Genomic DNA, 25,218 nt, shown 5'->3' with positions numbered 1-25,218 from the left:
CGTCGGGGCGGAAGTCGCCCCGACGCGGCCCGGTTGGGGCTGCCGTCAGCTCAGCTGACGGTCACCGAGATGGTGGTGGGCGGCTGCTGGAGCTGCCCGTAGTTGTCGACCGCCCGCACCGAGATGGTGTACGCGCCCGCCGGCACCACCGGCGACGTGTACGCGAAGTTCGACCCCGGCGAACCCGGGCTGGTGAGGAACGTGGCGATCCACGGGGCGGAGCCGCCGCCGAACGCGCCGGAGGAGTTCATCCCCTGGCCCACGCCGTTGACGATCTGCACCTCCACCTTGGACATGCCGACGTCGTCCACCGCGCGCCCGGTCACCACGATCCGCGAGTCGCCGAAGACCGCGCCGTTGGTCGGGCTGAGGCTCGGCTCCAGGCGCGGGTCGAGGTCGCCGGGGTAGACGAGGTACTTGGCGGTGGCCCCGGAGGTCGAGCTGTCCTGCTGGCCCGCCGTGTCGACGGCCCACGCCTCGACGCTGTACTCGCCCTTCGTGGGCAGGTCGATCGAGAGGGTGAAGGCGGTGCTCGTCGCGCCGGGCGAGGCGAGCGTGGCGTTCACCGTGGCGAAGCTCGCCGCCATCGTGCCGTTGGGCTGCACGTACCGGCCGGTGTCCAGGTCGCGCAGCGCCACCCGGACGGCCTGCACGCCCTTGTCGTCGGTCGCGGTGCCGGCCAGGTTCAGGTGCAGCTGCTCGACGTTCTGGTCGGTGCCGGTGAAGTTCAGCTTCCCGTTCGGGAAGGCGTCGCCGGGCACCTGGGCGGTGACGCTCAGCTTGCCCAGGTTGGCGTTCGTCGTGACCAGGCCGAGGTTGTCGGTGGCGCGTACCCGGAAGTCGTAGATGCCCGGGGTGAGCGCCGCGGTGGTGAACGACCAGTTGTACGACGCGGCGTTGAGGTTCGTCGGCGACACCCGGTGGTAGGCCGTGACCGCGTCCGCGCCCCACGTGCCGTCGGCGGCCAGCGACTCGCGGGTGCTGGTGTTGCGCAGGTAGACCTCGACCGACTTCAGGGTGCCGTCGTCGCTGGCGGTGCCGGAGAAGGTGATCGGGCTGCCGGGCGCGACCGTGATCGGCGCGGCGGCGGTGGGCGGGTTCATCGCGGCGGGAGCGGTGATGGCCACCGTCGGCGCCACCCCGTCCTCCGCGATGATCCAGTCCCGGTTCTCGCCGCGCAGGTCGCTCTGGCCGGCGGTGTCGATGGCGGTGGCGGTCATCCGCCACTCACCCTCGGTCGGCAGGGTCACCTCGACCTGCCAGGTGGTCGACAGCGCGCCGATCACGTCCGGCTCGGTGCGGAACGTGTTGTAGACCGGGGCGACCGTGCCGTCGTCCTGGAGGTAGCGGTTGTCCGGGGTGCGGAACGAGTAGGTCAGCGCGTTGACGCCCTTGTCGTCGGTGGCGGTGCCGGTGGCCACGAAGGTCTTCGTGGCGAGCAGGCCGGCGGCCGGCGAGCTGATCTTCGTCGTCGGGGGCAGGTCGTCGAAGCTGAACGTCTCGATCTTCTTGACGGCCTTCGTCGTGTCGGCCTCGCTGCTGTCGCGACCGAACGTCTTCGCCTGGATCTGGTATTCGCCGACGGGCAGCGAGACGGCCAGGGACCACATGGTCGAGGTGGCGTTCGGGCTGGCCAGGGTCGTCACGATGACGGCGGAGGAGCCCCACGTCACGAGGTCCGGCTGGAGGTACTTCTTGGAGCCACGGTTCTGGATCTCGACTTGCACCTTCTTGACGCCGGACGGCGCGGTCGCCTGGCCCTCGATCGTGAAGGAGCCGTTGGCGGGCTTCACCCGTCCCTCGATCGGCGTGTCGATCGTCGTCTCCACCGCCGAGGGCGCCGGCACCCGGCCCAGGTCGAAGAAGCCGACCCGCCCCACCGTCAGGCCGCCCTTGGTGTTGCCGTCGCCGCCGACGAAGAGGCCGCGCGGGGTGGCCAGCATCGCCTTCTCGCCCTCGTAGGAGCTGGAGCCCGGGTTCCACTCCAGGGCGGTGCCCGTCGCCGGGTCGAGCGCGCCGAGGTGGTCACGGCGGACCACCTGGTCGCCGAGGCCGTAGCCGCTGAGGCCCTGGCCCGTGCCGTACCCGACGTTGTCCAGGCCCGGCCACGGGACGTTGGCGGTCGGCGACTCCTGCCAGCTGAAGTGGCCGCCGACGTACACGGCGGCCTCGGTGATGGCGACCGAGTAGATGCTGTCGAAGTGCCGGGAGATCCAGATCGGCTCGACGTGGTCGCCGCCGGCCACCGGGAACGCCATCGCGGTGTCGTTGATCGGCGGGCGGTCGCCACCCGAGCCGCTGGTGACCACGAAGTACGAGTCGTCCGGCGCGATGTCGCCGCCGAAGGCCCGCTGGATGCCGCCGACGAAGGAGAGGTTGTCCTCCCACAGCCGGGTGCGCCACGGCAGCAGGGCCTTGGTGGCGGTGTCGATCAGGCCGACGCCGTAGCGGTCCTGGCCGGCGATCTGCCGGCCGGTGTGGACGACCATCAGCTTCGCGCCGTCGTGGGTCAGCTTGAGCTGCTGCACGGTGAGCATGCCGCCGACGCCGATGCCGCCGGACAGGGGCAGGTCGAAGCCGGTGTCCACCGCCCCCGTGGTCGGGTTGAGCGCCGCCAGGCCCGTGCGGTTCGCGCTGTTGATCTTGGTGAACTGGCCGCCAACGTACACCGCGTTGTTGGTCACGGCCAGTGCGGTGCCGCGGCCGTTGCCCTGCGCGGTGAAGCCGGCGACCGCGGCGCCGGTCACCGGGTCGAGCCGGGCGACCTTGCGCTTGGTGAGGCCGCCGACGGTGTTGAACGTGCCGGCCACGTAGAGCGCCGAGCCGTCCGGCGACGCCTCGACGGCCTCGACGGCCCCGTCGAACGTCGGCCGGAAGCCGGTGTCCACCTTGCCCGTGTCGATGTTGTACGACGCCAGCCACCGCTGCGCGAGCGCAGTCTCCCCGACGTTGGCGATCCCGGTGAACGAGCCGGCGACGAACACCCGGTTCCCGATCACCTCGATGTCGGTGACCTCCCCGTCGGTGATCCTCGGTACGTCGTTGCGCGGCGCGCTGGGCACCAGCCCGTTGTGCCCCGGCACCTCCACGACGAGCGCCTTGGCGGCAGGACCCGCCTGCCAGGCGGACACCGCCGCGACGACCGGTTGGCCGGTCAACACGACGGCCCCGGCCACCAGACCCGCGATGACGCGGCTCCGAACACGCATCGAGACAACCCCCTGTAAGCGCCCGCATCGCGCCACCGGGTCGGCCCCGGCAGCGTCCACCCGCCGGCATGCCGAGGACACCGTAGAAGGCGAGACCGCCTCGTCACCCCGTGCCTCGCCGGAATCCGGCCGATCGCCATCGAACATGATCCCGGCGGCGGAACGCACCACCATCGGAGCGAATCCCACTCCACCGAACGGATCGGCTCGACGGCCGCGGCGGGGCCGGCCTCAGTCCCCGCGCAGCCGGGCGTAGACGTCGCCGGAGCGGCCCGCCGGGCGGAACCGCTCCAGCAGCCGCACCAGCCCGGCCGCGTCGAGCCACTCCTCGCTGGCGTAGCGCATCGTCTCCACCGGGGAATAGTTGTAGCGGTACCCGCCGGCCGGGCCGCCGAGCCGGTCCACGATCTCGAGCGCGGCGAGGGCCGCGTCGTGGGCCGGGGGAAGGTGCTCGAAGGACAGCGCGGGCAGGGGCCGGCTGAGCCCCGACAGCACGTCCACCTCGAAGCCCTCGACGTCGATCTTGCAGAACGCGGGCACGCCGTGGGCGGCGACGAGGTCGTCGAGGGTGACCACGTCGACCTCGACGGACCGATCCCAGCGGACCCGGGAGAAGCTGCTGTCCGCCGTGACCGACTCGATCCAGTCGGTCGACATCGTCGAGACCGTCGGGGTCGCCGTGGACAGGGCGAGCCGCGCCCTTCCGGCGTGCGCGCCGACGGCCTCGGGCACGATCGTCACGTCCGGGTTCCGGCCGTAGAAGAGGCGCAGCGCCCGCAGGCAGTCTGGTTGCGGCTCCACCGCGACCACCCGCGCGCCCAGCCGCCGCCAGGTGCGTACCCGCCCGCCGACGTGGGCGCCGATGTCGAAGCCGACGTCCCCGGGCTTGAGGAACTCCCGGTAGAGCTCCAGCGCGCGGCGGTGCTTGTGGGGCTGGCCGTGGTAGATGGCCAGGGAACGGGTGAGCCCCCAGGCCCGGCGCAACGTCCGCCGCCCGGGCCGCTGGTCGCCGGTCATGGTGGTCCTCCCGTCGCCCCGCCACCGGGACACCTCGGATCGCTGGAGATGACTACGCGGGCAGCGGCGAAACGGTTCACCCGCGCCCGCGCGGGATGCCCGCTCGACGGAAGAGGTGACGGGTGAGAGGGGGACCCTGCTATGCCGAATGCGTTAACAGGGGGCCCTTCCTTACCGGCCCAGCAGACGCTCGGCCATCCGGCGCAGGCGGTTGCGTACGCGCCGGCGCAGGGAGGGCTTCTTCTTGTTCTTGGCGGCGGGGACGACCCGCACCGGCGCGGCGCCGTCCGCGGCGCACCGGAAGGTCAGCGGGAGCCGTGCGTCCTCGGTCCATCCGCTCTCGGTGAGCCGGGCCTTGAGCAGCCAGGTGCCCTCGGTCCGGCCCGAGTTCAGGGTGGCGAAGTCCACCGTCGCGGTGGCGTGGTGCACGAGGTGCACCCGCCCCGGCCCGGCACCGGGGACCGGTGCGTCCTCGATGCGGAACTCGACCGGCAGGAAGCACTCCTCGCCGCCCTCCTTGCGCCGGGCCACCACGTCGAGCCGGGCCATGGCCCGCCGGGCGGTGACGTCGAGGATCTCCGGGTCGAGGTCGACGGGCAGGACGATCTGGTAGCGCCCGTCGGAGACGGTGAGGGCGACCGGCTGGTCGCCGGACGCGAGGTGCGCGGTGACGTCGACGGTGAGGACCGTCCCGTCCACCCGGTGGTCGTCGACGCGGGCCCGGACCCGGACGTCCGCCTCCCACTCGGCCAGCTCGCGCAGCCCGGCGATGTCGTCGGCCGCGGTGAGGGCCGTGATCGCCCGCTGCAACGGCGGGAGGCCGGCCGCCACACCCGGCGCGAAGCGCTCACGGATGATCTTGCCGCACTCCTGGGCCACCTGCTCCACCCAGTCGGCCGGCTCCCGGAGGAACCGCTTGCCGCGCAGCCGGCTGACCATCTCGTTGCGCAGCCAGCGCCGGTGCAGCTTGTCGCGCAGCGGGCCCGGCTCCGTGTGCGCGTCGACGACATCCAGCACATCGCGCATGTTGGCGTAGTAGCCCGCCGGGTCCAGCCCCTGCGCCGTCACGTTGCCGGCGTCCTCGCGGCGGATGTGGTGGTAGCAGACATAGTTCGACAGCACGGAGGTGCGCTTGGACAGGAGGAAGGCGCGCACCACGAAGAGGTGGTCCTCCAGCCGGCGCTTCTCCTCCACGAAGCGGATCTCGTGCTCGTCGAGGAAGGAGCGACGGAACAGCTTGTGCGCCGTCAGGCTGTCGATCAGCGGCGCGTTGTCCAACGTGGCGTCCGGACGGTCCCGGCGGAACAGCTCACGCGGCACCGAGCGCCCATGGCCGGCCATCTTGCCGACCACGATGTCCGCGTCGTTCTCGACGGCGTACGCGTAAAGGCGCTCCAGTGCCTCGTCGCCGAACCAGTCGTCGTCGTCGGAGAAGAAGACGTACTCGCCGCGGGCGTTGGCGACGCCGACGTTGCGCGGCCGGGACGGCCAACCGGAGTTCTCGATGTGCACCACCCGGATGTGCGGGTGCGCGGCGGCCAGCTCGTCCAGCCGGGCCCCGGTCGAGTCGGTGGAGCCGTCGTCGACGAAGACCGCCTCGAACTCCCCCGGCGGCAGCGACTGGCGCAACAGAGAGGCGACCAGCCTCTCGATGTGCGGGCCCGAGTTGTAGGCCGGCACCACCACGCTGACTTTCGGAGCATTCGTACTGGCGGTCATCGTCTTCTTCCCCGTCAGGTCCGTGAACCGGTGTGCGAACAACCGACGAACATCATGGACCGGAAGGGGCACCCTACGGTGCCCCACATGTGTCCATGCCGTTACGCCGGCCGGCCCGTTCCGCTCCACCTGGACTGCCTCGCCCCGGTCCGGAACACAAAACACCGTAGCGGTCCGTGGTTGGGCCCGCTCGACCGGGGAAGTTCAGTGTCGTACCACCGGCCCCGGAGGAAAGGGATGCGGCCGTGACCCACGACCAGTACGACAGGCAGGACCCCCGGGAGCAGTTTCCCGCCCCCGACGAGCAGACCGGCGGCCGGCAGTCGGCCCCAGGGAGGACCGGGCGGATGCCCGACACCCCCGACCACGGCGAGGACAGCTACCGGGGCACCGGACGGCTCACCGGCAAGCGGGCCGTGATCACCGGCGGGGACTCCGGCATCGGCCGCGCCGTGGCGATCGCCTTCGCCCGGGAGGGCGCGGACGTGCTGATCACGCACCTGCCCGAGGAGAAGGACGACGCCGAGGAGACCGCCCGGCTCGTCCGCGCCGCCGGCCGCACGGTGGTGACCGTGCCCGGCGACATCCGCGACGAGGAGCACTGCGTGGAGATCGTCCGGCGGGCCGTCGACGAGCTGGGCGGGCTGGACATCCTGGTGAACAACGCCGCCCACCAGATGGCGCAGGAGGGCGGCATCACCGACATCACCACCGAGCAGTTCGACCGGGTCCTCAAGACCAACCTGTACGCGATGTTCTGGCTCTGCAGGGCCGCCGTGCCGCACCTGACGCCCGGCGCCACGATCATCAACACCGCGTCGATCCAGGCGTACCAGCCCTCGCCGCAGTTGCTCGACTACGCCACCACCAAGGCCGGCATCGTCAACTTCACGAAGGGGCTGGCGCAGGACCTGGCCGACCGGGGCATCCGGGTCAACTGCGTCGCGCCGGGGCCGGTCTGGACGCCGCTGATCCCGGCCACCATGCCGCAGGAGGCCGTCGAGTCGTTCGGCGGGGACGTCCCGCTGGGCCGGGCCGGCCAGCCGGCCGAGCTGGCGCCCGCGTACGTCTTCTTCGCCTCGCAGGAGTCCAGCTACATCACGGGCGAGGTGCTCGGGGTGACCGGCGGCAAGCCGCTGCCCTGACCGCGGCCCGCGGCCGGGCCGGCCGGGGTGGGTGGACCCGGCCGCGTGGGTCGTGTGAACGGCGAGCAGGCAGGGTACTGCCCGGTCATGGGATCGTTGCAGACGTCACCGCCACCGCCCCGGGCCGTCGAGATGCGGACCTGGGCCCTGGCCAGCGGGGCGGAGCTGCGCGGCCTGCGCGCCTCCCTGCACGAGGCGTTGACCGGGCACGCGCTCGCCGAGGGCGAGGAGCTCGACGACATCCCCGAACGGATCGTGCTCGTCGCCACCGAGCTGGCCACCAACGCCCTGCTGCACGGGCTGCCGCCGACCACCGTCCGGCTGCTCCGCGACGACGACCTGTTCATCCTCGACGTCGCCGACCACGACCTGACCACCGTGCCCGAGCTGGCCGACACCCGGCCGCTGGGCGCCGGCGGTCGTGGCCTCCAGCTCGCCCGGGCCTTCTCGCTGGACGTCGGCTGGTACGCCACCGAGGGCACGAAGCACATCTGGGCGTCCTTTCCCCGCCGGGAGGCCGGGGAGGCGGGCCACCGCCACTGACCGTCGGCGAGGGGCGGCCCGCCCAGGCCGGCGGGGATTGGCCGGACGGCCGCGCGGGTATCGGTCCACGGCCGTCGGCGAGAGGAGAAGGGGCCGGCGGCGGAAGGGGGCCGTCGTGGACGTCGAGAGCCGCCCGGACCCGGTCCGGCCACGCCGGATCAGGGCCACGTCGAGCCGCCGGCCGCGCGCCGCCGGGCCGGACGACGACCTCGCCGCCCGCCTCGCCGAGACCGCCCGCGCGCTCCAGGACGAACCCGGCCTCGACGCCACCCTCCAGGGGATCGTCCGGTGCGCCGTCGGCACCGTGCCGGGCGCCTGGCACGCCGCGATCACCGAGGTCGAGGGCCGGCACCGGGTGGTGACCAGCGCGGCGACGGGCACCCTGGCACGCCGGGTCGACCAGGCGCAGTACGACACGGGCCAGGGCCCCTGCCTGACGGCGCTCTTCGAGCACCACACCGTGCGGATGCCCGACGTCGCCACGGAGACCCGCTGGCCGGAGTTCGTCCGCCGGATCGACGGGCTGGGCGTACGCAGCATGCTGTCGTTCCAGCTCTACCTGGCCCGGGACAACCTCGGCGCGCTGAACCTCTACGCGCGCGAGCCGGGGACGTTCACCGACGAGTCGGAGCGGATCGGGCTGCTCTTCGCCGCGCACGCGGCGGTGGCGATGGGCGACGCGCGGAAGGTGGCGCAGCTCTCCCAGGCGCTGGACGTGCGGGACCTGATCGGGCAGGCGAAGGGGATCCTGATGGAGCGGCACCGGCTGACCGGGGAGCAGGCGTTCGGGCTGCTCGTCCGGGCCAGCCAACGGCTCAACGTGAAGCTGCTCGACGTCGCCCGCGACCTGGTCGAGACCGGCGAGTTGCTCGATCGGCCCTGACCGGCCGCCGGGTCAGCGGGTCGCCGTCGCGTCGTCAGCGGGTCGGCGTCGCTTCGTCAGCGGGTCGACGTCGCGTGGTCAGCGGCTGCGGGCCCGAGATGTCCAGGCCGAGCATCTCCAGCACCCCGGTGATCTCCAGGACTCGGTGGACCGCGGGCCGCACGCCGGCGACGGTGAGCCGGCAGCCCCGGTCGGCGGCCCGGCCCTGGGCGCGCAGCAGCACCAGGATGCCGGAGGAGTCGAGGAACCGGACGCCGCCGAAGTCGAGCTCCAGGGCAGCCGGCGGCGCGCCGTCGAGCAGGCCGGCGAGGACCGAGGCCAGCTCACCCGAGGTGGCGATGTCGATCTCCCCGGTCACGACGAGCCGCCCCCGGCCCTCGGCGACCGTGAGCGGGCCGATCGACAGGCCGCCGGGGGGTGGTGACGGAACGGACAGTGACGTGGCGGGGCCCAAAGGGAACTCCCCTGCTCGGCGCCGGCAGCGATCCCTCGTAGCAGAAGGCGGGTGCCGGTCGCCCCCAGGGTAGCCGTCATCTGCGTCAACCGCACTCATCCAGCGTGCCGGCGGCGCACCCACCCGCGTCCGGGCGGCCGACGGAGCCGGCCCTCACCAGCCGGCCGGCACCGGGTCGTCGTACTGGCCGGGCGGGCCGGTGAACACCGCGCCGTCCACCTCGGGCCAGGCGTTCGGGAGGCAGCCGTGCAGGCCCAGGGTCTGCTGCTGCATGACCGGGGCGGGCCCACCGGCACGCGGGCACAGCTCGTGCCCCCGGCCGAGCCGGTGGCCCACCTCGTGGTTGAGCAGATACCGACGGTAGGTGTCCAGGTCACCGGTGAACTGCGGCACACCACCCGCCCAGCGGGCCACGTTGATCACCACCCGGTCGCCGTTGCGGCAGGACGTGTAGCGGTCGGTGACGTCGCCGCAGAGGACGCCCCGGGTCACCGGGGTGGTGAGCGCGACGGTGAAGTCGGCCGGGTCGTCCGGGCCGACGCGCTGCAGCCGCCACCGGCCCGCCCCGGTCCAGCCCCGCGGGTCGGCGAGGATCGCACCCACCTCCCGGCCGAACCGTTCCACGTCGACGCCGTCGATCCCCTCCTCCACGGTCACCCGGTACCGCAGCAGCTCGCCGGAGCGCCCCGCGACGGCGCCCCGCAGGGTGGCGGCGCGGAAGTCGCCCGTACCCCGGGGTGGGAAGGTGATGTCGGCCGGCGCCTGCGGGGTCGCGGACCTGGTCGGGGCCCGGGTGGCCGGCGCGGCGGTGGTCGGCGCGGCGACCCCCGCGGCGGCGACCGGCCGGCTCGCCTGGTCCGGCCCGCCCCGGCGGACGGCCCCGGCACCGGCCGTGACCAGCGCGACCACGGCCAGGGCGACGCACGCGACCACCGGCCCGTTCCGGGTGGCGGCGCGCCGCCGGCGGTGGCCACCCCGGCCGGACCTGCCATGGGTACGACTCGACAACTCGCGCTCCGTCCCGTCGATCCGCAGTGGTTGCACGGGACGGATTCCGCACCCGTGCACGGATGGATACGGACGGCGACCCCGCGCGGATGAGGCGTCCGGCGGTCATTTCGGCGACGGTGGCGGCGCTCCCGCCCGGCCGGGGCGGGCCCGGCGGTACGGTTTCCCGGCGGAACCCGGTCGGCCGGCCCCGCCCCGGCCGGCGGACGTTCCGCCACCCGACCCTGAGGAGCAGCTCGTGCCGGACGCCGACGCGCTGGTCGCCGACGCCCTCGCGGCGGCGCGCGGCACCGACGTACGCGCCGCCGAGCGGCAGCTGGACCGCCTGGTGGTCGGCGTCGGCGTGCCGGACGGGCCGGCGGCGGTGGACGCCGCCCTGACCGCGCGCCTGGTGCGCGGCGTGGGCCGGCTCTGGCCCCGGGGCTGGCAGCCGGTGGACCTGGTCCGCATCGCGACCCGCCGGCTCGGCCCGGCGGCCGGGCGGCTCGTGGCCGACCTGGCCGCCGCCCAGCGCCGGGTCCAGCCCGACCCGGTGCCGGCCTGGTGGGACGAGCAGCTCGCCGGCCTCGACGCGGCCGTGTGGTGGGACGACGACCGGCGGCACCTGACGGCCTGGGCGGCCCGGGAGGGCACCGACCGGATCGCCGCCCTACGCGACGCCGTCGACGTGCTGGCGCTGGTGGAGGGGCTGCCGCCGATCGCGGTGCTGCGTCCGCCGCCCGGCGTGATCGCCCCGGCCACGGCCGTCGGGCGCGGCGGCGGGTCGCGGATGCTCGACCGGGTGCGGGCGCTGCTGGCCAAGGCCGAGTCGACGACCTTCCCGGCGGAGGCGGAGGCGCTGACCGGCAAGGCGCAGGAGCTGATGGCCCGGCACAGCATCGACGCGGCCCTGGTCGAGGCGACGGCCGAGCCGGGCGACGCGCCCGGCGGGGTGCGGCTGGGCACCGAGCCGCCGTACCCGGGGGCGAAGGCGCTGCTGGTGCAGGAGGTGGCGGCGGCGAACCGGTGCGAGTCGGTGTGGTCCGACGACCTGGGCTTCGCCACCGTGCTCGGCTTCCCGGCCGACCTGGCCGCCGTCGAGCTGCTCTACACGTCGCTGCTGGTGCAGGCCACCGCCGCGATGCTGCGGGGCCGCACCGAGCGCCGGGCGCGCGGCGGCAGCCGGCGCACGAAAGCGTACGACGAGTCGTTCCTCAACGCGTTCGCGCTGCGCATCGGCGAGCGGCTGCGGGCCGCCGCCGACGAGGCGGGCCGGGAGGCGGCCCGGGAGGAGGGCGGGGAACGGCTGCTGCCGGTGCTCGCGTCCCGCGCGACCGCCGTGCGGGAGCGGCTGGACGACCTGTTCCCCGGGGTGACCAGCAAGCGGCTCACCGTCGCCGACGAGGAGGGCTGGGCCTCCGGCACCTCCGCCGCCGACCGGGCGGCGCTCGGCCCGGCCGGATCCGCCCCGGCCCGGGTGTCGGGTACGGCGCATCGGCTCCGACCCCCTACCGGGACGCGCCGACGGGGCGCGGCCGACACGTGAGGAGCACGCCGTGAAGTACATGCTGCTGATCTGGAACCGCCCCGGCTTCGTCGACGGAATGTCGGAGCAGGACCGCGCCGCCCTCTTCGGCGAGGTCGACGAGATCATGCGGGAGCTGACCGCCTCCGGCGAGCTGGTCGGCGGGCAGGCGCTCGCCGACCCGTCGCAGACCCGCACGGCCCGGCTGGCCGGCGGCCGGGTCGAGGTGACCGACGGGCCGTTCATGGAGAGCAAGGAGCAGTTCGCCGGCTACCTGACGGTGGACTGCGAGTCGATCGAGCGGGCCGCCGAGATCGCCGCCGGCTGGCCGGACGTGGTGCGGGGGTTCGGCGTGCTGGAGGTACGCCCGATCATGGACGAGGCCGGGGCGGAGATGTGACCGGTACCGGTGCGGGCGTCGGCGTCGCGGGCAGCACCGCCGGTGCGGGTGCCGCCGGTCCGGGCGGTGCCGCCGTCGGTGCCGGTGCGGGTGCGGGTGCCGCCGGTCCGGGCGATGCTGCCGTCGGTGCCGGTGCCGGTGCCGCCGGTGCCGGTCCGGGCGGTGCCGCCGTCGGTGACCTGCTGCGCGGGCTCGCGCCGCAGGTCCTCGGCCTGCTCGTGCGCCGGCACGGCCAGTTCGACGCCTGCGAGGACGCCGTGCAGGAGGCGCTGCTCGCCGCCGCCACCCGGTGGCCCACCGACGGGGTGCCGGACAATCCCCGGGCGTGGCTGCTCACCGTGGCGACCCGGCGGCTCACCGACGCCTGGCGCAGCGAGCGCGCCCGCCGGGACCGCGAGGTCGCGGTGGCCCTCCGGGAGCCGGCGTACGCGGCGGTGGCCCCGCCGCCCGACGAGCAGTCGCCGGCCGGCGACGACACCCTGCTGCTGCTCCTGCTCTGCTGCCACCCGGCGCTGAACCGGTCGGCGCAGGTCGCGCTGACCCTGCGCGCGGTCGGCGGGCTGACCACCGCCCAGATCGCCCGCGCCCACCTGGTGCCCGAGGCGACGATGAGCCAGCGCATCCGCCGGGCCAAGCAACGGATCGAGGCGGCCGGGGCCCGGTTCGTGCTGCCCTCGCCCGCCGAACGCGACGAGCGGATGCGCGCCGTGCTCCAGGTGCTCTACCTGGTGTTCAACGAGGGTTACACCGCCTCCAGCGGGCCGGACCTCCAGCGCGCCGAGCTGACGGCCGAGGCGATCCGGCTGACCCGGGAGCTGCGCCGGCTGCTGCCCGACGACGGCGAGGTCGCCGGGCTGCTGGCGCTGATGCTGCTCACCGACGCGCACCGGGAGGCGCGCACCGGCCCGGACGGCGAGCTGGTGCCGCTGGCCGAGCAGGACCGCAGCCGGTGGAACCGGGCCGCGATCGCCGAGGGCACCGCCCTGGTGACGGAGGCGCTGACCTGGTCGCCGCCGGGGCCGTACCAGCTCCAGGCGGCGATCGCGGCGGTGCACGCTGAGGCCCCGAGCGCCGCCGGCACCGACTGGCGGCAGATCGTGGCGCTCTACCGGCTGCTGGGCCGGCTCGCCCCGAACCCGATGGTCACCCTGAACGAGGCGGCGGCGGTGGCCATGGTGGACGGTCCGCACGCCGGCCTGGCCCTGCTCGCCCCGCTCGACGGCGACGAGCGCGTCGCCGGGCACCACCGGCTCGCCGCCGTGCGGGGTCACCTGCTGGAGCTGGCCGGGGACGGCGCAGCCGCCCGGGAGGCGTACCGAGCGGCGGCCCGGTCCACCACCAGCCTCCCCGAGCGCCGCTACCTGGAGTCCCGCGCGTCCCGCCTGCCCGCGCCCGCCTCGGCTGCCCCCCGCCCCACGCCGCCGCGCCCCGCCTCGGCTCGGTGATCAAGAGAAAAGCGTCAAAATTGATCTTCGGAATGACGCAAACCTCTTGATCACCGAGCCGGAGGCGGGGGGCGTTAGCTGCAGGAGGCCCACATCGTCGAAGGCGATGGCACTGCCGGCGTCAGGCGTGGCAGTCTCGGGCCAGCTTTGGTGGGATGTCGACGAACGTCTCGCCCAGCCACTTCGCCGGGCTGGCCGCCTTCGCGCCCCCGTCGAGCTGCTTCGCCACGTCCCCGATCAGCTTCTCGATCTCCGGATCCTCGGCGCGCGCCGCCTGCTTGCGTACGTCGCTAGCCAGCCCCGCGATGGTCCGCTTGAGCCGGTCGTTGAGCTCGTCGGGGGTGGTCTCCTTGTCCCGGGTGGCGGCGGCCGAGTCGGCGGCGAGCTTCTTGCTCCCGGCGAGGATCAGCCGGTCGACCTCCCCGCACACCTCGACGGTGTTGGCGGCGGTCACGCCGGGTGTGGACGCGGACGGCGTCGAGGTGGCGGCAAACGGCTCGACGGAGTCGGTCGGCGCGGTGGAAGCGGTGGGCGCGGTGGGCGCGGCTGCCGGGTCGTCGGCGGTTTCGCCGGACTGGCAGCCGGCGGCGAGTGCGACCAGGGTCACCAGGGCGGCGGCGCGGAGCGCGGTCACGGCAGGACGAGACATGTTCTCCCCGTTCGGTGGTGGACCGTCCCAGCATGCCGGTCGCCGTCCACCTGCGCCGCGCCGGCCCGCCGAGGCACAGACGCCCGCCGAGGCACAGACGCACGCCGAGGCACAGACGCACGCCGGGGCACGAACAGCAGCGGCCGGCACAGGGCCACGAACGCGCGCGCCGGGCCGGCGACAGGGGCCGGTCCGGCGCGCGCGACGGGACGTACGACTCAGCTCTTGAAAGCGTCCTTGATCTTCTCGCCGGCCTGCTTGAGGCTGGCCTTCGCCTGGTCGTTGCGGCCCTCGGCCTCCAGCCGCTCGTCGTCGGTGGCCCGCCCGGCACCTTCCTTCAGCTTGCCGGCGGCGTCCTCGGACGCGTTGGCGATCTTGTCATCGATACCCATGGGAACCTCCAACGTTCACTGCGGTGGTGCGACACCCACCCAGTACCCCGACGTCGCCCGCCGAACCCTCAGGGCCGGCGGGCCGGCTGGAAGCGGCGCAGGCGGAGGCTGTTGGCGACGACGAAGACCGAGGAGAACGCCATCGCCGCGCCCGCGATCATCGGATTGAGCAGGCCGGCGGCGGCCAGCGGCAGCGCGGCCACGTTGTAGGCGAACGCCCAGAACAGGTTGCCCCTGATGATCCCCAGGGTGCGGCGGGACAGCCGGATCGCGTCCACGGCGGCCGTCAGGTCCCCCCGCACGAGGGTCAGGTCGCTGGCCTCGATCGCCACGTCGGTGCCGGTGCCCATGGCCAGGCCCAGGTCGGCCTGGGCGAGGGCGGCGGCGTCGTTGATCCCGTCGCCGATCACCGCCACGGCCCGGCCGTCGGCCTGGAGCTGCTTGACCACGTCGACCTTGTCGGCGGGCAGCACCTCGGCGGTCACCTCGTCGATGCCGACCTCGGCGGCCACCGCCCGCGCCACCGTGGCGTTGTCGCCGGTGAGCAGGATCGGGGTGAGGCCGAGGGCGCGCAGCCCGGCGACGGCCGCCGCGCTGGTCGGCTTCACCACGTCGGCCACGGTGAGCACCCCCCGGGCCCGGCCGTCCCAGCCGGCCAGCACCGCCGTCCGGCCGGCGGCCTCCGCGCCGGTCACCGCCCGTTCGAGCTTCTCCGGTACGTCGAGTCCGCGCTCCCGCAGCAGCCGGAGCCGCCCGACGACCATTTCGCGGCCGTCGACGGTGCCGGTGACGCCGAGCCCTTCGACGTTGGCGAAGCCGGTGACCGGGGCGAGCGGGCCCACCTCGGCGGCTGCGGCGGCCACGGCGCGGGCGATGGGGTGCTCGCTCGCCGCCTCCAGCGCCCCCGCGAGCCGCAGCAGCTCGGCGGCGTCCTCGCCGTCGGCGGGGAGCGCGTCGACCAGGGTCATCCGGCCGGTGGTGACGGTGCCGGTCTTGTCCAGCACCACCGTGTCGACCTGCCGGGTGGATTCCAGCGTCTCCGGGCCCTTGATCAGGATGCCGAGCTGCGCGCCGCGCCCGGTGCCGACCAGCAGGGCGATCGGGGTGGCCAGGCCGAGGGCGCACGGGCAGGCGATGATCAGCACCGCCACGGCGGCGGCGAACGCGGCCGTCGGGCCGGCCCCCGCGCCGAGCCACCAGCCGAGGGTGCCGGCGGCGAGCGCGATCACGATCGGCACGAACACCCCGGAGATCCGGTCGGCCAGGCGCTGCACGGCGGCCTTGCCGGTCTGGGCCTGCTCGACGAGCCGCGCCATCTGGGCGAGCTGGGTGTCGCCGCCGACCCGGGTGGCGGTGACCACCAGCCGGCCCCCGGCGTTGATGGTCGCGCCGACGACGGTGTCGCCGGGGCCGACCTCGACCGGCATGGACTCGCCGGTGAGCATGCTGGCGTCTACGGCCGAGGTGCCCTCGTCGACCACGCCGTCGGTGGCGATCTTCTCGCCGGGGCGGACCACGAACCGGTCCCCCACGGCGAGCCGGTCCACCGGGACCCGGGTCTCCACGCCGTCGCGCAGCACGGCGACGTCCCGCGCGCCCAGCTCCAGCAGGGCGCGCAGCGCGGCACCGGCGGTCCGCTTGGCGCGGGCCTCGAAGTAGCGGCCGGCGAGGATGAACACGATCACCCCGGCCGCCGCCTCCAGGTAGATGTTGCCGGCCCCGTCGGTGCGGGTGATGTCGAACCGGAACGGGTGGGTCATCCCCGGCTGGCCGGCGTCGCCGAGGAACAGCGCCCACAGCGACCAGCCGAACGCGGCCAGGGTGCCCAGCGAGATGAGGGTGTCCATGGTGGCCGCGCCGTGCCGCAGGTTGATCAGGGCGGCCCGGTGGAACGGCAGGCCGCCGTAGGCCACGACCGGCGCGGCCAGGGTCAGCGACAGCCACTGCCAGTAGTCGAACTGCCAGGCGGGGACCATGGCGAGGACGACCACCGGCACGGCCAGGGCCACGGAGACCCAGAGCCGGGTACGCAGCCCGCGCAGCTCGTCCACCGGCTGGGCGGCGGTGGCGGTGGCCGACTCGGGCGAGGGCGAGGGCGAGAGAGGGGGTGGCAGGGCGGCCGTGTAGCCGGTCTTGGTGACGGTGGCGATCAGGTCGTCGGGGGTGACGTCGTCGGCGTACGAGACGGTGGCCTTCTCGGTGGCGTAGTTGACCGTGGCGGTCACGCCGTCCATCCGGTTGAGCTTCTTCTCGATCCTCGCGGCGCAGGACGCGCAGGTCATGCCGCCGATCGCCAGTTCGATGCGGTTCGGTGCGACCGGTAGCGGTCGCGTGGGCGAGCTCATCGTTGCCTCCCGTCAGTCGTGCCCGTGCCCGGGGGCGCCGTGGCCGGCGTCGACGGTCGGGGTGCTGGTGGCGGCCGGTACGCCGGTCGCCGTCGGTGCGCCCGTCATCGCCGGTACGCCGGTCGTCGTCGGTGCGCCGGTCGTCGTCGGTGCGCCCGATGCGCCGGGGCCAGCTCCGGCGGGGGTGCTGGCGACGACGGTGAACTCGGCGGTGCGCACCACGTCGCCGTGCCGGAAGTCCAGGTAGAGCCGGTAGCTGCCGGCCGAGGGGAACTCGGCGGAGAACGTGACGCCCGGCCCGGCGGGGGTCGTCCCGTCGTTGGGCGCGCCCTCCGGGTGCACGTGCAGGTATGCCAGGTCGCCTTGGCGCAGGGCCACCAGGTGCCCGTACGCGCCGAGGTACGGCTGGAGGTCGGTGACCGGCGTGCCGTCCCGGCTGACGGTCAGGGTGAGCCGGCTGGCCCGGCCGGGCTGGACCCCGCCGGCCAGGGTGACGGTGTAGCCGTCGACGGTCGTGGCGGTGGCGGGCGGCGGCAGCGGTCGGGCGGCGAGCGCGCCGGGAACGGTGACGTCGACGCCGAGGGTCAGCGCCGGCCCGCCGGCCGGGGTGAAGTCGGCGAACGCCCGCCAGACGCCGGGGCCGGCCAGCGGGGACGCGACCCGCCAGGTGCCGTCCGGCCCCGCCTCCGGGTGGACGTGCCGGAAGCCGGAGAGGTCCCGCCGGGCGACGATCAGGTGCATCGGCTTGTCGTGCGCGACCTCGTAGCGGGTGACCGGCTGCCCGTCGGGGCCGGTGATCCGGAAGGCGAACTCGCCGGCCGGGGCGGCCAGCGGGGCGAGGGTGTAGCCCCGGTCGGAGACGAGCAGCCCGCCGGGCAGGTGGGCGGCCGGGGCGTCCCCGGCGTCGGCGTGGGCGTCGTGGCGGGTGTCGGCGGCGGGGGTGACGGGGCCGACCACCTGGCCGACCCCGTACGCCGCGCCGAACACCGCCGCCAGGCCGAGGGCGAAACCGCTCAGCTTCGTCGCCGTGTTCATCGTGTGCCTCGACTTCTCCGCAGGGGCGGCGTCACGCGCCGACGAGGGTGTATCCGGCCTCGTCGACGGCGGCGCGCACGGTCTCGGTGTCCAGCGGGCTGTCGCTGGTGACGGTGACCTGGCCGCCCTCCAGGTCCACCTTGACGTTGGTGACGCCGTCGATCGCACCAACCTCGGTGACGACCGAGCCGGCGCAGTGCCCGCAACTCATCCCCCGCACCTCGTACGTCGTGCTGACCATCGCTCTCTCCTTCCGCTGCACCTCACGTTACCCCCGGGGGGTAATGGTGAGGCGGACCACTGGCCTGGAAACGCCAGGGATACCGGGTGGGGGTATCCGCCAGGTCGAACCGTAACATACCCCTGAGGGGTATGTTAATCTCGGTCGCATGACCGGACCCATGCCCGCCCCGACCCGGGGGTACACCGCCAGCAAGGACCAGTTGCTCGCGCGGCTCCGCCGCGTGGAGGGTCAGGTCCGTGGCATCGAGAAGATGGTCGACGAGGACCGCTACTGCATCGACGTGCTCACCCAGATCTCCGCGATCCAGGCGGCCCTGGACAAGGTCGCCCTCGGCCTGCTCGACGGGCACGCCCGGCACTGCCTGCACGAGGGCGCCGTCGAGGGCCGGGCCGACGAGATGGCCACCGAGATGATGGCCGCCGTCGGCCGCCTCATGAAGCGCGGCTGACGCCGCCGGCGCGCCGAAGGCCGCGACCGCGACCGCGGCGCGACTCCCCGGCGCGACCGACACTCGCTTGATCAACTTCATGTCGGCGACATGGGGGCATCCCGAGCCGCGGATACCCCCACCTCGCCGGCATGGCGCACAGCACGACCCGGCCGTCCGATCCGGCCGTCAGAGCCGGGCGAGGATCTTCCTCATCTGGTCGATCTCGCCCTGCTGGCTAATGGCGATCTGCTGGGCCAGCGCCTTGGCCTCGGGGTTCGCCCCCTCGGCCAACTCTTCCCGCGCCATGGTGATCGCGCCCTCGTGATGGGCGATCATCGTGCGCAGGAACTTCCGGTCGAAGTCGACGCCGCTCGCGCCGGCCAGCTTCGTCATGTCCGCCTCGGACATCATCCCCGGCATCGCGTGGTCCATCTCCGGCATGCCGTGCCCGTGCCCCGGCGCGGGCGACAGGACCGGCCGGCCCCACCCCGCCAGCCAGCCGGTCATGGTGGCGACCTCCGGGGCCTGGGCGGCCTTGATCGCGGCGGCGAGCCGCTTGACCTCCGCGTCGGCGGCGCGGGTCTCGGCCAGCTCGGCCATCTCCACGGCCTGCCGGTGGTGCGGGATCATCATCTGGGCGAACATCACGTCGGCGTCGCCGAACGCGGCCGACCCGCGCGTGGGAGCCCCGGAAGCGATGGAGCTGGCAGTGGCGGCGCCGGCGGCCGGCTCGTCGTGATTGGGCGAGCCGTGGCCGGCGGAGCCGCAGGCGGCCAGGGTGAGGACGGCGGTCAGGGCAGCGCCGGCCAGGGCAGCGCGGCGCGCGACAGTACGAGTGGTCACGGTGAATCCTTCGGTCTCGTCACGTGCGTGGGCAGGACGGGGACGCGGGTCACCGGCGGAGCCGGGCACCGCGCCGGGCCGTCCTACGTACGCGACACCGAGACCTCGGCCAGCCGAAGTCCGAGCGGGCGGGGTGGCGGGGCACGCGGTCCGGCGGGCACGCCACCGGCCTGCCTGCCGGGCGGGCCGGGTGCCCGGGCACCGGTCAGCAGGAGCACGGCGACGAGCAGGGCCACCCCGAGGGCGCCGAGCATCGCCAGGCAAACGCTCCACCCGGACGGCCCGTCGGCCCGACCACCGCCCGCGCTGCCGGGGAACGCCACAGCGCCACCCGCGCCGCCGACAAGCGCCCCGGGGACACCCGCGGCCTCGGCGTGCACCGCCGGGGCGGGGTGGCCGTCGCGTGGTGTCGCCCCGTCGTGGCCGGCGTGGGTGCCGCCGGAGTGTGCGCCGTGGCCGAGGGTGTGCATGGCGGCGAGGCCGACCAGGGTGCAGAGCAGCAGCGCGAGGCGACCCCACCGCCCGCCCGCCGCCGCCGTCGTCGTCCGCACACCACCACGCTAGAGCCTCGCCCGAGGTCGACCTGCCTCGCCTCGCCCGTGGATGCAGGGGCGCGGAACGTGGCCCGACGCGCACGCCGGATTTGCGGCCCCGGCCGGGATCAGCCGGGGGTGAGGCGGACCCTGCGGAGCAGTTGGGCGTTCAACGCCACCACGATCGTGGACGCCGACATCAGGATCGCCCCGACCGCCGGGCTCAGCGCCACCCCCGCCCAGGCCAGCGCCCCGGCGGCCAGCGGCAGGGCCACCACGTTGTAGCCGGCCGCCCAGGCGAGGTTCTGCACCATCTTGCGGTACGACGCCCGGGAGAGCCGGGCGACCGCCGCCACCCCGCGCGGGTCGGACGAGGCGAGCACCACCCCGGCGGACTCGATCGCCACGTCCGTGCCGGCCCCGATGGCGATGCCCACGTCGGCGCGGGCCAGCGCCGGGGCGTCGTTGACCCCGTCGCCGACCATCGCCACGGTCAGCCCCCGTCGTTGCAGCTCGGTGACCTTCCCGTCCTTGTCGGCCGGCAGCACCTCCGCGAAGACCTCGTCCACCCCGGAACGGAAGCCGAGGTCGGCGGCGACCGCGTCGGCCACGGCCCGGGCGTCCCCGGTGATCATCGCGATGGTGCGGATGCCCTGGGCGCGCAGCTCGGCGATCGCCTCGCGGGCCTCGGAGCGCACCTCGTCGGCGAGGGCGAGCGCGCCGAGCACCGTGCCGGGAAGGCGGACCAGGTGCAGCACGGCCGCCCCCCGCCCAGCCCAGTCAGCGGTGGCCTGCTCCAGCTCGGCGGGGAGGCCCGCGCCCAGCTCGCGCAGCAGCGCCGGGCCGCCCACCGCGTACTCGGTGCCGTCGATCGTGGCCCGCACCCCACGGCCCGGCAGGGCGCGGAAGCCGGTGGCCGGCGCGGGACCGCCGCGTTGCTCGGCGGCGGCGACGATCGCGCGGGCCAGCGGGTGCTCGCTGTCCGCCTCGACGCCGGCGGCCAGCCGCAGCAGTTCGTCCTCGCTGGTGCCGGCGACGGCCGCGACGCCGGTCACGGCGTGCTCGCCCCGGGTCAGGGTGCCGGTCTTGTCGAACAGCACCGCGTCGACGGTGCGCATCCGCTCCAGCGCGAGCCGGTTCTTCACCAGGATGCCGGAGCGCGCCGCGACCGCCGTGGACAGCGCGATGACCAGCGGGATCGCGAGCCCCAGCGCGTGCGGGCAGGCGATGACCAGAACCGTGACGGTCCGCACGACGGCCTCGTCGGTGTCGCCGAGGGCGGACCAGACCACGACCGTGACCACGGCGGTGGCGGTGGCGACGTAGAACAGCCAGGCCGCGAAGCGGTCGGCGAGCACCTGGGCCCGGCCGCTGGAGCGCTGCGCCTCGGCGACCATGCGCTGGATGCCGGCGAGGGTGGTCTCCTCGCCGGTGGCCTCCACCTCGACCCGGATCGCCGAGTCCGTGGCCACCGTGCCCGCCACCACCCGGTCGCCGACCGACCGGGCTACCGGACGGGACTCGCCCGTGATCATGGATTCGTCCAGCTCGGCGGCCCCGTCGACGACCCGGCCGTCGGCCGGCACCCGACCGCCCGGCCGGACCAGCAGCACGTCACCGACGCGCAACTCGGCCACCGGGACGCGCTCGGCGCCGCCGTCGGGGCGGACCCGCTCCGCGTCGTCGGGCAGCAGCGCGGCCAGCGCCGCGAGGGCGCCCCGGGCCTGGCCGATCGCCCGCATCTCCTGCCAGTGCCCGAGCAGCATGATGGTGACCAGCGCCGCCAGCTCCCACCAGAAGTCCAGGTCGAACGCGCCGGCGCTGGTGGCCAGCGACGCGGCGTATGCCACGCTGATCGCCATCGCGATGAGCAGCATCATGCCGGGCGCCCGGTCGCGCAGCTCCCGGACCGCGCCGACCAGGAACGGCCAACCGCCCCACCAGAAGACCGCCGAGCCGAGCACCGGGCCGACCAGGGCCCGGCCGGGGAACTCCAGCGAGTAGCCGAACCAGTCCATCACCATGTGGCTGGTGACGACGATCGGCAGGGTCAGCGCGAGGCAGACCCAGAACCGGCGGCGGAACATCTCCGGGTCGTGCCCGGCGTGCTTGTCGTGCCCGGCGTGGTTGGCGTGCGCGTCGTGGGCCATGGTTCCAACATGCCCCGCCGCCCGTCGAAACGGCAGCGTGTCGGGCACATGGCGGTATCAGAGCGCCCGGAACACCGCCATGTCGCCGACATGGTGTCGGCCGACCTGCGTTCGCAGGTGAGGGTGGCTACGATTCCGGGCGATGGGACGCGGTCCGCTCCCGGCGGCTCGTGAGGAGGGGCGGGGCTTCGGGCGGTCCTCGGGGGCGGGCGGGTCCCCGAGGGGTCGACCGGGTGTGGTCGTCCGGGCAGTCGGCCCGGATCGATCGCCCGCGACGCTGAACCGTCCGGGCCGCCGAGCCGTATCCCGCGCTGACACCGTTTGGAGATCGTCGATGGGCGCCGACCACAACCGACCCGCTCCGCCCACCCCACCGGGGGTGCGGCGGGTCCTCGTCGCGACCGTGGTCCCCCTCTTCGTGATCACCGTGATCGCGGCGGCCGTCCTGTGGCCCCGCGACGGCGGCCCGGAGGTCGACGGCAGTTCGCCGGTGCCCCGCTATCACGGCACGGTGACCCGGGTGGTCACCGAGGAGTGCCCGCCGCAGCCGGAGACGCCGGAGGGCGGCGGGCCGGGCGTCGCGGACGGCCCGTGCGGCACGGTGACCGTCCGGGTGGAGCAGGGGCCCGACGCCGGGCAGCAGGTCGAGACGCCGATCCCGACCGGCCCCGGCGCGCCCACCGTCGCCGTCGACGACCGGATCGTGCTGGTGAAACTGACCGACCCGGCCGACCCGGCGGCGAGCGCCTACAACATCGCCGAGCACCAGCGCGGCACCCCGCTGATCTGGCTGGCGGTGGTGTTCGCGCTGGCGATCGTCGCGTTCGGCCGCTGGCGGGGGGTGGCCGCCCTGGCCGGGCTCGCCGCCACCTTCGCCATTCTGCTGACGTTCGTGCTGCCCGGCATCGGCGCGGGCGGGTCGCCGTTGCCGATCGCCGTCGTCGGCTCCGCACTGATCATGTTCGTGGTGCTGTACCTCACCCACGGGGTCACCGCGCAGACGTCGGTTGCCGTCCTCGGCACCCTGGGCAGCCTGGTGCTCACCGGACTGCTGGGCACCCTGGCCACGGCGGCCACCCACCTCACCGGGTACGGCAGCGAGGACGCCACCACCCTGTCGATGTTCCGGGGCGACGTGGACCTGCACGGCCTGCTGCTGGCCGGCATCATCATCGGTTCGCTCGGGGTGCTCGACGACGTCACCGTCACCCAGGCGGCCACGGTCACCGAGCTGGCGCACGCCAACCCGGGGTTGTCCCGGTTGCAGCTCTACCGGGCGGCCACCCGCGTCGGCCGGGCGCACATCGCCTCCACGGTCAACACGATCGTGCTGGCGTACGCGGGCGCGTCGCTGCCGCTGCTGCTCCTGCTCACCGCCGACTCCCGCCCCGTGACCGAGATCCTGACGAGCGAGTTCCTCGCCCAGGAGATCGTCCGCAGCGCGGTCGCCACGCTGGGCCTGATCGCCGCCGTGCCGCTCACCACCGGGCTGGCCGCCGTGGTCACGGCGGCAGGACGCACAGCGGCGGAGCGCACGGCGGCGGGACGCACGGCGGCGGGGCGCAACGCAGCGGGGCACTCCACGGCGGGGCACACCGGCACAGGGCACCCTACGGCGGGGCACGCCGCCGCGACCCGCCCCGGCCCGGCGGGCGGCGGGGACGTGCCGGCGGCGCGTACCCGCGGGGGCGGACGGCGGACCGCGGACCGCGATCTCGCGCTGGAGGCGCTCGGCGGCGGCCGGGCGGTCGGGGGGTTCCCCGACGACCAGGCCACCACCCACCCCCCGGCCGGACGGCCGCACCGAGAAGGAGGCACGGACACCGCATGGTGACACTTCGCAGCGTGACCGATGGCGGCATCCGCCCTGAGAAGCGCATCACTGATTACCGACGGCGATTACGAAATGACGCTTTTAGTCGGCATCCGGACGTAGCTCCCCGCATGGCCTCTCGGGTAACCTCGCTGCCGGTCACCGCCGAAGGCGCGAAGCGGCGCCTGCGGTGCCGCCGCCCAATCGCCGCGAGGCGAGCCGGGGAACCAGGTGCCCGGGGTGAATCCGCGCGAGCGGTAGGGGCCGCTTCCGCCCCGAACCCGTCAGCTAACCCGGTCGGCGGTCGATGGAAGGGAACATTGTGACGGCACCCCTGCACCGCTGGTTGACACCCGTGGTGGCCGTGCTCGCTGCCCTGGCGGTCGTCGCCGGGCCGGCCGCCCCGGCGCTCGCCCTGCCCGCCGCCGCCCCCCAACCCTCGGGGCACGAGGAGGACGACGAGCCCCAGCTCATCACCGACGTGATCGAGGCGACGAACCGGGACTACGTCCAGGCCAAGTCGAAGCTCGAAAAGTCCAAGAAGCGCCAGGCGCAGCTCGCCGACGAGGTGCGCAAGGCTCAGGAGGAGCTGGACGCGCTCGCGCCGCAGGTCGGCGAGATGGCCGCGCAGTCGTACCGGACCGGGCGGGTCGGCGCGATGGCGATGCTGCTGGAGAGCAACAGCCCGGACTCGTTCGTCAAGCGCGCCTCCGCCCTCGACGAGCTGAACATGGTCAACGCCAACAAGCTGGCCGAGGTCAGCGCGGCGAAGAACCGCGCCGAGCAGGCCAAGCTCGCGCTCGACGCCGAGGTGCGCGAGCAGCAGAAGCAGGCGTCGGTCATGGCGAAGAAGAAGCACGACGCCGAGAAGGCGCTCGCGCTGGTCGGCGGCAAGGGCTTCACGGGCGGCCTGGTCAACGCCACGTCCCCGGTCGCGAGGATCGCGCCGGGCCGGTCGTCGGACGGCAGCTGGCGGCCGGAGTCGTGCAGCGAGAACGACCCCACCACCTCCGGCTGTGTCACGCCTCGCACGCTGCACGCCTACAAGGAGGTCAAGCGGGCCGGCTTCAACCGGTTCGTGGGCTGCTACCGGCCGGGCGGGCCGTGGGAGCACCCCAAGGGCCGGGCCTGCGACTGGTCGCTCCAGAACAGCGGTTTCTCCCCCTGGCACAACAACGACACCCGGATGTACGGCAACAATCTCGCCGCGTTCCTCATCCGCAACGCCGACCGGCTCGGCATCTACTACGTCATCTGGAACCGGCAGATCTGGTTCCCGGCGAACGGCTGGAGCTCCTACAGCGGGCCGTCCAACCACACCGACCACGTGCACATGTCGCTGCTCTGACGCCGCGTGCCGCGCATGCCGAGAGGGGCCGTCCCGCTGCGGGGGCGGCCCCTCTCGTCGGTTCTCGGGCAGTGGTGTGCGGCAGGCGACGGTCGTAACGCCAAGGGCT

22 protein-coding genes and 1 riboswitch are annotated in these 25,218 nt (G+C 74.4%); of the genes, 9 read left to right on the top strand and 13 right to left on the bottom strand.

Translation table 11 applies throughout. From position 1 onward, the window contains the following. Nucleotides 1–50: 50 nt before the first annotated feature. From ACFYWL_RS12090 to ACFYWL_RS12080, 3 genes are all read right to left on the bottom strand, one after another. Complete coding sequence (locus tag ACFYWL_RS12090) at nucleotides 51–3,209, bottom strand: Ig-like domain-containing protein (RefSeq protein ID WP_386970940.1); 3,159 nt, start codon at nucleotides 3,207–3,209, stop codon at nucleotides 51–53. A gap of 231 nt (nucleotides 3,210–3,440) precedes the next feature. After that, the gene (locus ACFYWL_RS12085) at nucleotides 3,441–4,226 is read right to left on the bottom strand and encodes an FkbM family methyltransferase (RefSeq protein WP_386970937.1); all 786 of its coding nucleotides are present in this window, start codon (nucleotides 4,224–4,226) and stop codon (nucleotides 3,441–3,443) included. A gap of 171 nt (nucleotides 4,227–4,397) precedes the next feature. Further along, complete coding sequence (locus ACFYWL_RS12080) at nucleotides 4,398–5,945, bottom strand: glycosyltransferase family 2 protein (RefSeq protein ID WP_386970934.1); 1,548 nt, start codon at nucleotides 5,943–5,945, stop codon at nucleotides 4,398–4,400. Nucleotides 5,946–6,190: 245 nt separating this feature from the next. Between ACFYWL_RS12080 and ACFYWL_RS12075 the strand changes: the two genes are divergently transcribed. The 3 genes from ACFYWL_RS12075 to ACFYWL_RS12065 all read left to right on the top strand — a co-directional run bounded on the left by ACFYWL_RS12075 (nucleotide 6,191) and on the right by ACFYWL_RS12065 (nucleotide 8,516). Beyond that, nucleotides 6,191–7,090, top strand: coding sequence for a glucose 1-dehydrogenase (locus tag ACFYWL_RS12075; protein WP_386970931.1), 900 nt, complete (start codon nucleotides 6,191–6,193; stop codon nucleotides 7,088–7,090). Between the two features lie 87 nt (nucleotides 7,091–7,177). Further along, nucleotides 7,178–7,633: an ATP-binding protein gene (locus ACFYWL_RS12070; RefSeq protein ID WP_386970928.1), complete on the top strand. Its 456-nt coding sequence runs from the start codon at nucleotides 7,178–7,180 to the stop codon at nucleotides 7,631–7,633. Nucleotides 7,634–7,748: 115 nt separating this feature from the next. After that, complete coding sequence (locus tag ACFYWL_RS12065) at nucleotides 7,749–8,516, top strand: GAF and ANTAR domain-containing protein (protein ID WP_386970925.1); 768 nt, start codon at nucleotides 7,749–7,751, stop codon at nucleotides 8,514–8,516. Nucleotides 8,517–8,550: 34 nt separating this feature from the next. On the opposite strand, the gene ACFYWL_RS12060 is transcribed toward ACFYWL_RS12065, so the two are convergent. After that, nucleotides 8,551–8,874 carry an STAS domain-containing protein gene (locus ACFYWL_RS12060; protein WP_386970922.1) on the bottom strand — a complete coding sequence of 108 codons (324 nt, stop codon included), beginning with the start codon at nucleotides 8,872–8,874 and terminating at the stop codon, nucleotides 8,551–8,553. 249 nt (nucleotides 8,875–9,123) lie between these two features. Continuing rightward, on the bottom strand, nucleotides 9,124–9,885 hold the full coding sequence (locus tag ACFYWL_RS12055) for a DUF3152 domain-containing protein (protein ID WP_386971320.1): 762 nt from the start codon (nucleotides 9,883–9,885) through the stop codon (nucleotides 9,124–9,126). A 331-nt stretch (nucleotides 9,886–10,216) separates the two neighbouring features. Here ACFYWL_RS12055 and ACFYWL_RS12050 point away from each other — a divergent pair, with 331 nt between their 5' ends. The 3 genes from ACFYWL_RS12050 (at nucleotide 10,217) to ACFYWL_RS12040 (ending at nucleotide 13,327) form a co-directional block, all read left to right on the top strand. Next, nucleotides 10,217–11,503: a DUF2786 domain-containing protein gene (locus ACFYWL_RS12050; protein WP_386970920.1), complete on the top strand. Its 1,287-nt coding sequence runs from the start codon at nucleotides 10,217–10,219 to the stop codon at nucleotides 11,501–11,503. 19 nt (nucleotides 11,504–11,522) lie between these two features. Continuing rightward, nucleotides 11,523–11,882, top strand: coding sequence for a YciI family protein (locus tag ACFYWL_RS12045; protein WP_386971318.1), 360 nt, complete (start codon nucleotides 11,523–11,525; stop codon nucleotides 11,880–11,882). Nucleotides 11,883–12,061: 179 nt separating this feature from the next. Beyond that, entirely contained in the window at nucleotides 12,062–13,327 is a 1,266-nt protein-coding gene (locus tag ACFYWL_RS12040; RefSeq protein WP_386971316.1) for an RNA polymerase sigma factor, read from the top strand. Between the two features lie 121 nt (nucleotides 13,328–13,448). On the opposite strand, the gene ACFYWL_RS12035 is transcribed toward ACFYWL_RS12040, so the two are convergent. The 5 genes from ACFYWL_RS12035 to ACFYWL_RS12015 all read right to left on the bottom strand — a co-directional run bounded on the left by ACFYWL_RS12035 (nucleotide 13,449) and on the right by ACFYWL_RS12015 (nucleotide 17,989). Then, nucleotides 13,449–13,961, bottom strand: a complete 513-nt coding sequence (locus tag ACFYWL_RS12035; RefSeq protein ID WP_386970917.1) for a hypothetical protein — start codon at nucleotides 13,959–13,961, stop codon at nucleotides 13,449–13,451. 233 nt (nucleotides 13,962–14,194) lie between these two features. Then, complete coding sequence (locus ACFYWL_RS12030) at nucleotides 14,195–14,368, bottom strand: CsbD family protein (RefSeq protein WP_386970915.1); 174 nt, start codon at nucleotides 14,366–14,368, stop codon at nucleotides 14,195–14,197. Nucleotides 14,369–14,436: 68 nt separating this feature from the next. Continuing rightward, entirely contained in the window at nucleotides 14,437–16,713 is a 2,277-nt protein-coding gene (locus tag ACFYWL_RS12025; protein ID WP_386970912.1) for a heavy metal translocating P-type ATPase, read from the bottom strand. Between the two features lie 12 nt (nucleotides 16,714–16,725). Next, nucleotides 16,726–17,748 carry a hypothetical protein gene (locus ACFYWL_RS12020; protein WP_386970911.1) on the bottom strand — a complete coding sequence of 341 codons (1,023 nt, stop codon included), beginning with the start codon at nucleotides 17,746–17,748 and terminating at the stop codon, nucleotides 16,726–16,728. A gap of 31 nt (nucleotides 17,749–17,779) precedes the next feature. Then, nucleotides 17,780–17,989 carry a heavy-metal-associated domain-containing protein gene (locus ACFYWL_RS12015; RefSeq protein ID WP_386970909.1) on the bottom strand — a complete coding sequence of 70 codons (210 nt, stop codon included), beginning with the start codon at nucleotides 17,987–17,989 and terminating at the stop codon, nucleotides 17,780–17,782. Nucleotides 17,990–18,137: 148 nt separating this feature from the next. Here ACFYWL_RS12015 and ACFYWL_RS12010 point away from each other — a divergent pair, with 148 nt between their 5' ends. Next, on the top strand, nucleotides 18,138–18,440 hold the full coding sequence (locus tag ACFYWL_RS12010) for a metal-sensitive transcriptional regulator (RefSeq protein ID WP_043961618.1): 303 nt from the start codon (nucleotides 18,138–18,140) through the stop codon (nucleotides 18,438–18,440). Nucleotides 18,441–18,608: 168 nt separating this feature from the next. Here ACFYWL_RS12010 and ACFYWL_RS12005 read toward each other — a convergent pair whose 3' ends face one another. The 3 genes from ACFYWL_RS12005 to ACFYWL_RS11995 all read right to left on the bottom strand — a co-directional run bounded on the left by ACFYWL_RS12005 (nucleotide 18,609) and on the right by ACFYWL_RS11995 (nucleotide 21,948). Beyond that, a complete protein-coding gene (locus tag ACFYWL_RS12005; protein WP_386970907.1) occupies nucleotides 18,609–19,265 on the bottom strand; it encodes a DUF305 domain-containing protein in 657 nt (218 codons plus the stop codon). Between the two features lie 83 nt (nucleotides 19,266–19,348). Then, entirely contained in the window at nucleotides 19,349–19,816 is a 468-nt protein-coding gene (locus tag ACFYWL_RS12000) for a hypothetical protein (protein ID WP_386970905.1), read from the bottom strand. A 110-nt stretch (nucleotides 19,817–19,926) separates the two neighbouring features. After that, entirely contained in the window at nucleotides 19,927–21,948 is a 2,022-nt protein-coding gene (locus ACFYWL_RS11995) for a heavy metal translocating P-type ATPase (RefSeq protein WP_386970902.1), read from the bottom strand. Between the two features lie 334 nt (nucleotides 21,949–22,282). On the opposite strand from ACFYWL_RS11995, the gene ACFYWL_RS11990 reads away from it, so the two are divergent. Both ACFYWL_RS11990 and ACFYWL_RS11985 read left to right on the top strand, forming a co-directional pair. Next, on the top strand, nucleotides 22,283–23,782 hold the full coding sequence (locus ACFYWL_RS11990) for a YibE/F family protein (protein WP_386970901.1): 1,500 nt from the start codon (nucleotides 22,283–22,285) through the stop codon (nucleotides 23,780–23,782). Between the two features lie 166 nt (nucleotides 23,783–23,948). Continuing rightward, nucleotides 23,949–24,079, top strand: a riboswitch (cyclic di-AMP (ydaO/yuaA leader). A gap of 4 nt (nucleotides 24,080–24,083) precedes the next feature. Beyond that, on the top strand, nucleotides 24,084–25,109 hold the full coding sequence (locus tag ACFYWL_RS11985) for a coiled-coil domain-containing protein (RefSeq protein WP_386970898.1): 1,026 nt from the start codon (nucleotides 24,084–24,086) through the stop codon (nucleotides 25,107–25,109). Nucleotides 25,110–25,218: the final 109 nt, after the last annotated feature.

The organism is Micromonospora sp. NPDC002575 (assembly GCF_042889525.1).
Classification (GTDB): Bacteria; Actinomycetota; Actinomycetes; order Mycobacteriales; family Micromonosporaceae; genus Micromonospora; species Micromonospora carbonacea.
This window is presented reverse-complemented; position numbering and strand designations above follow the sequence as displayed.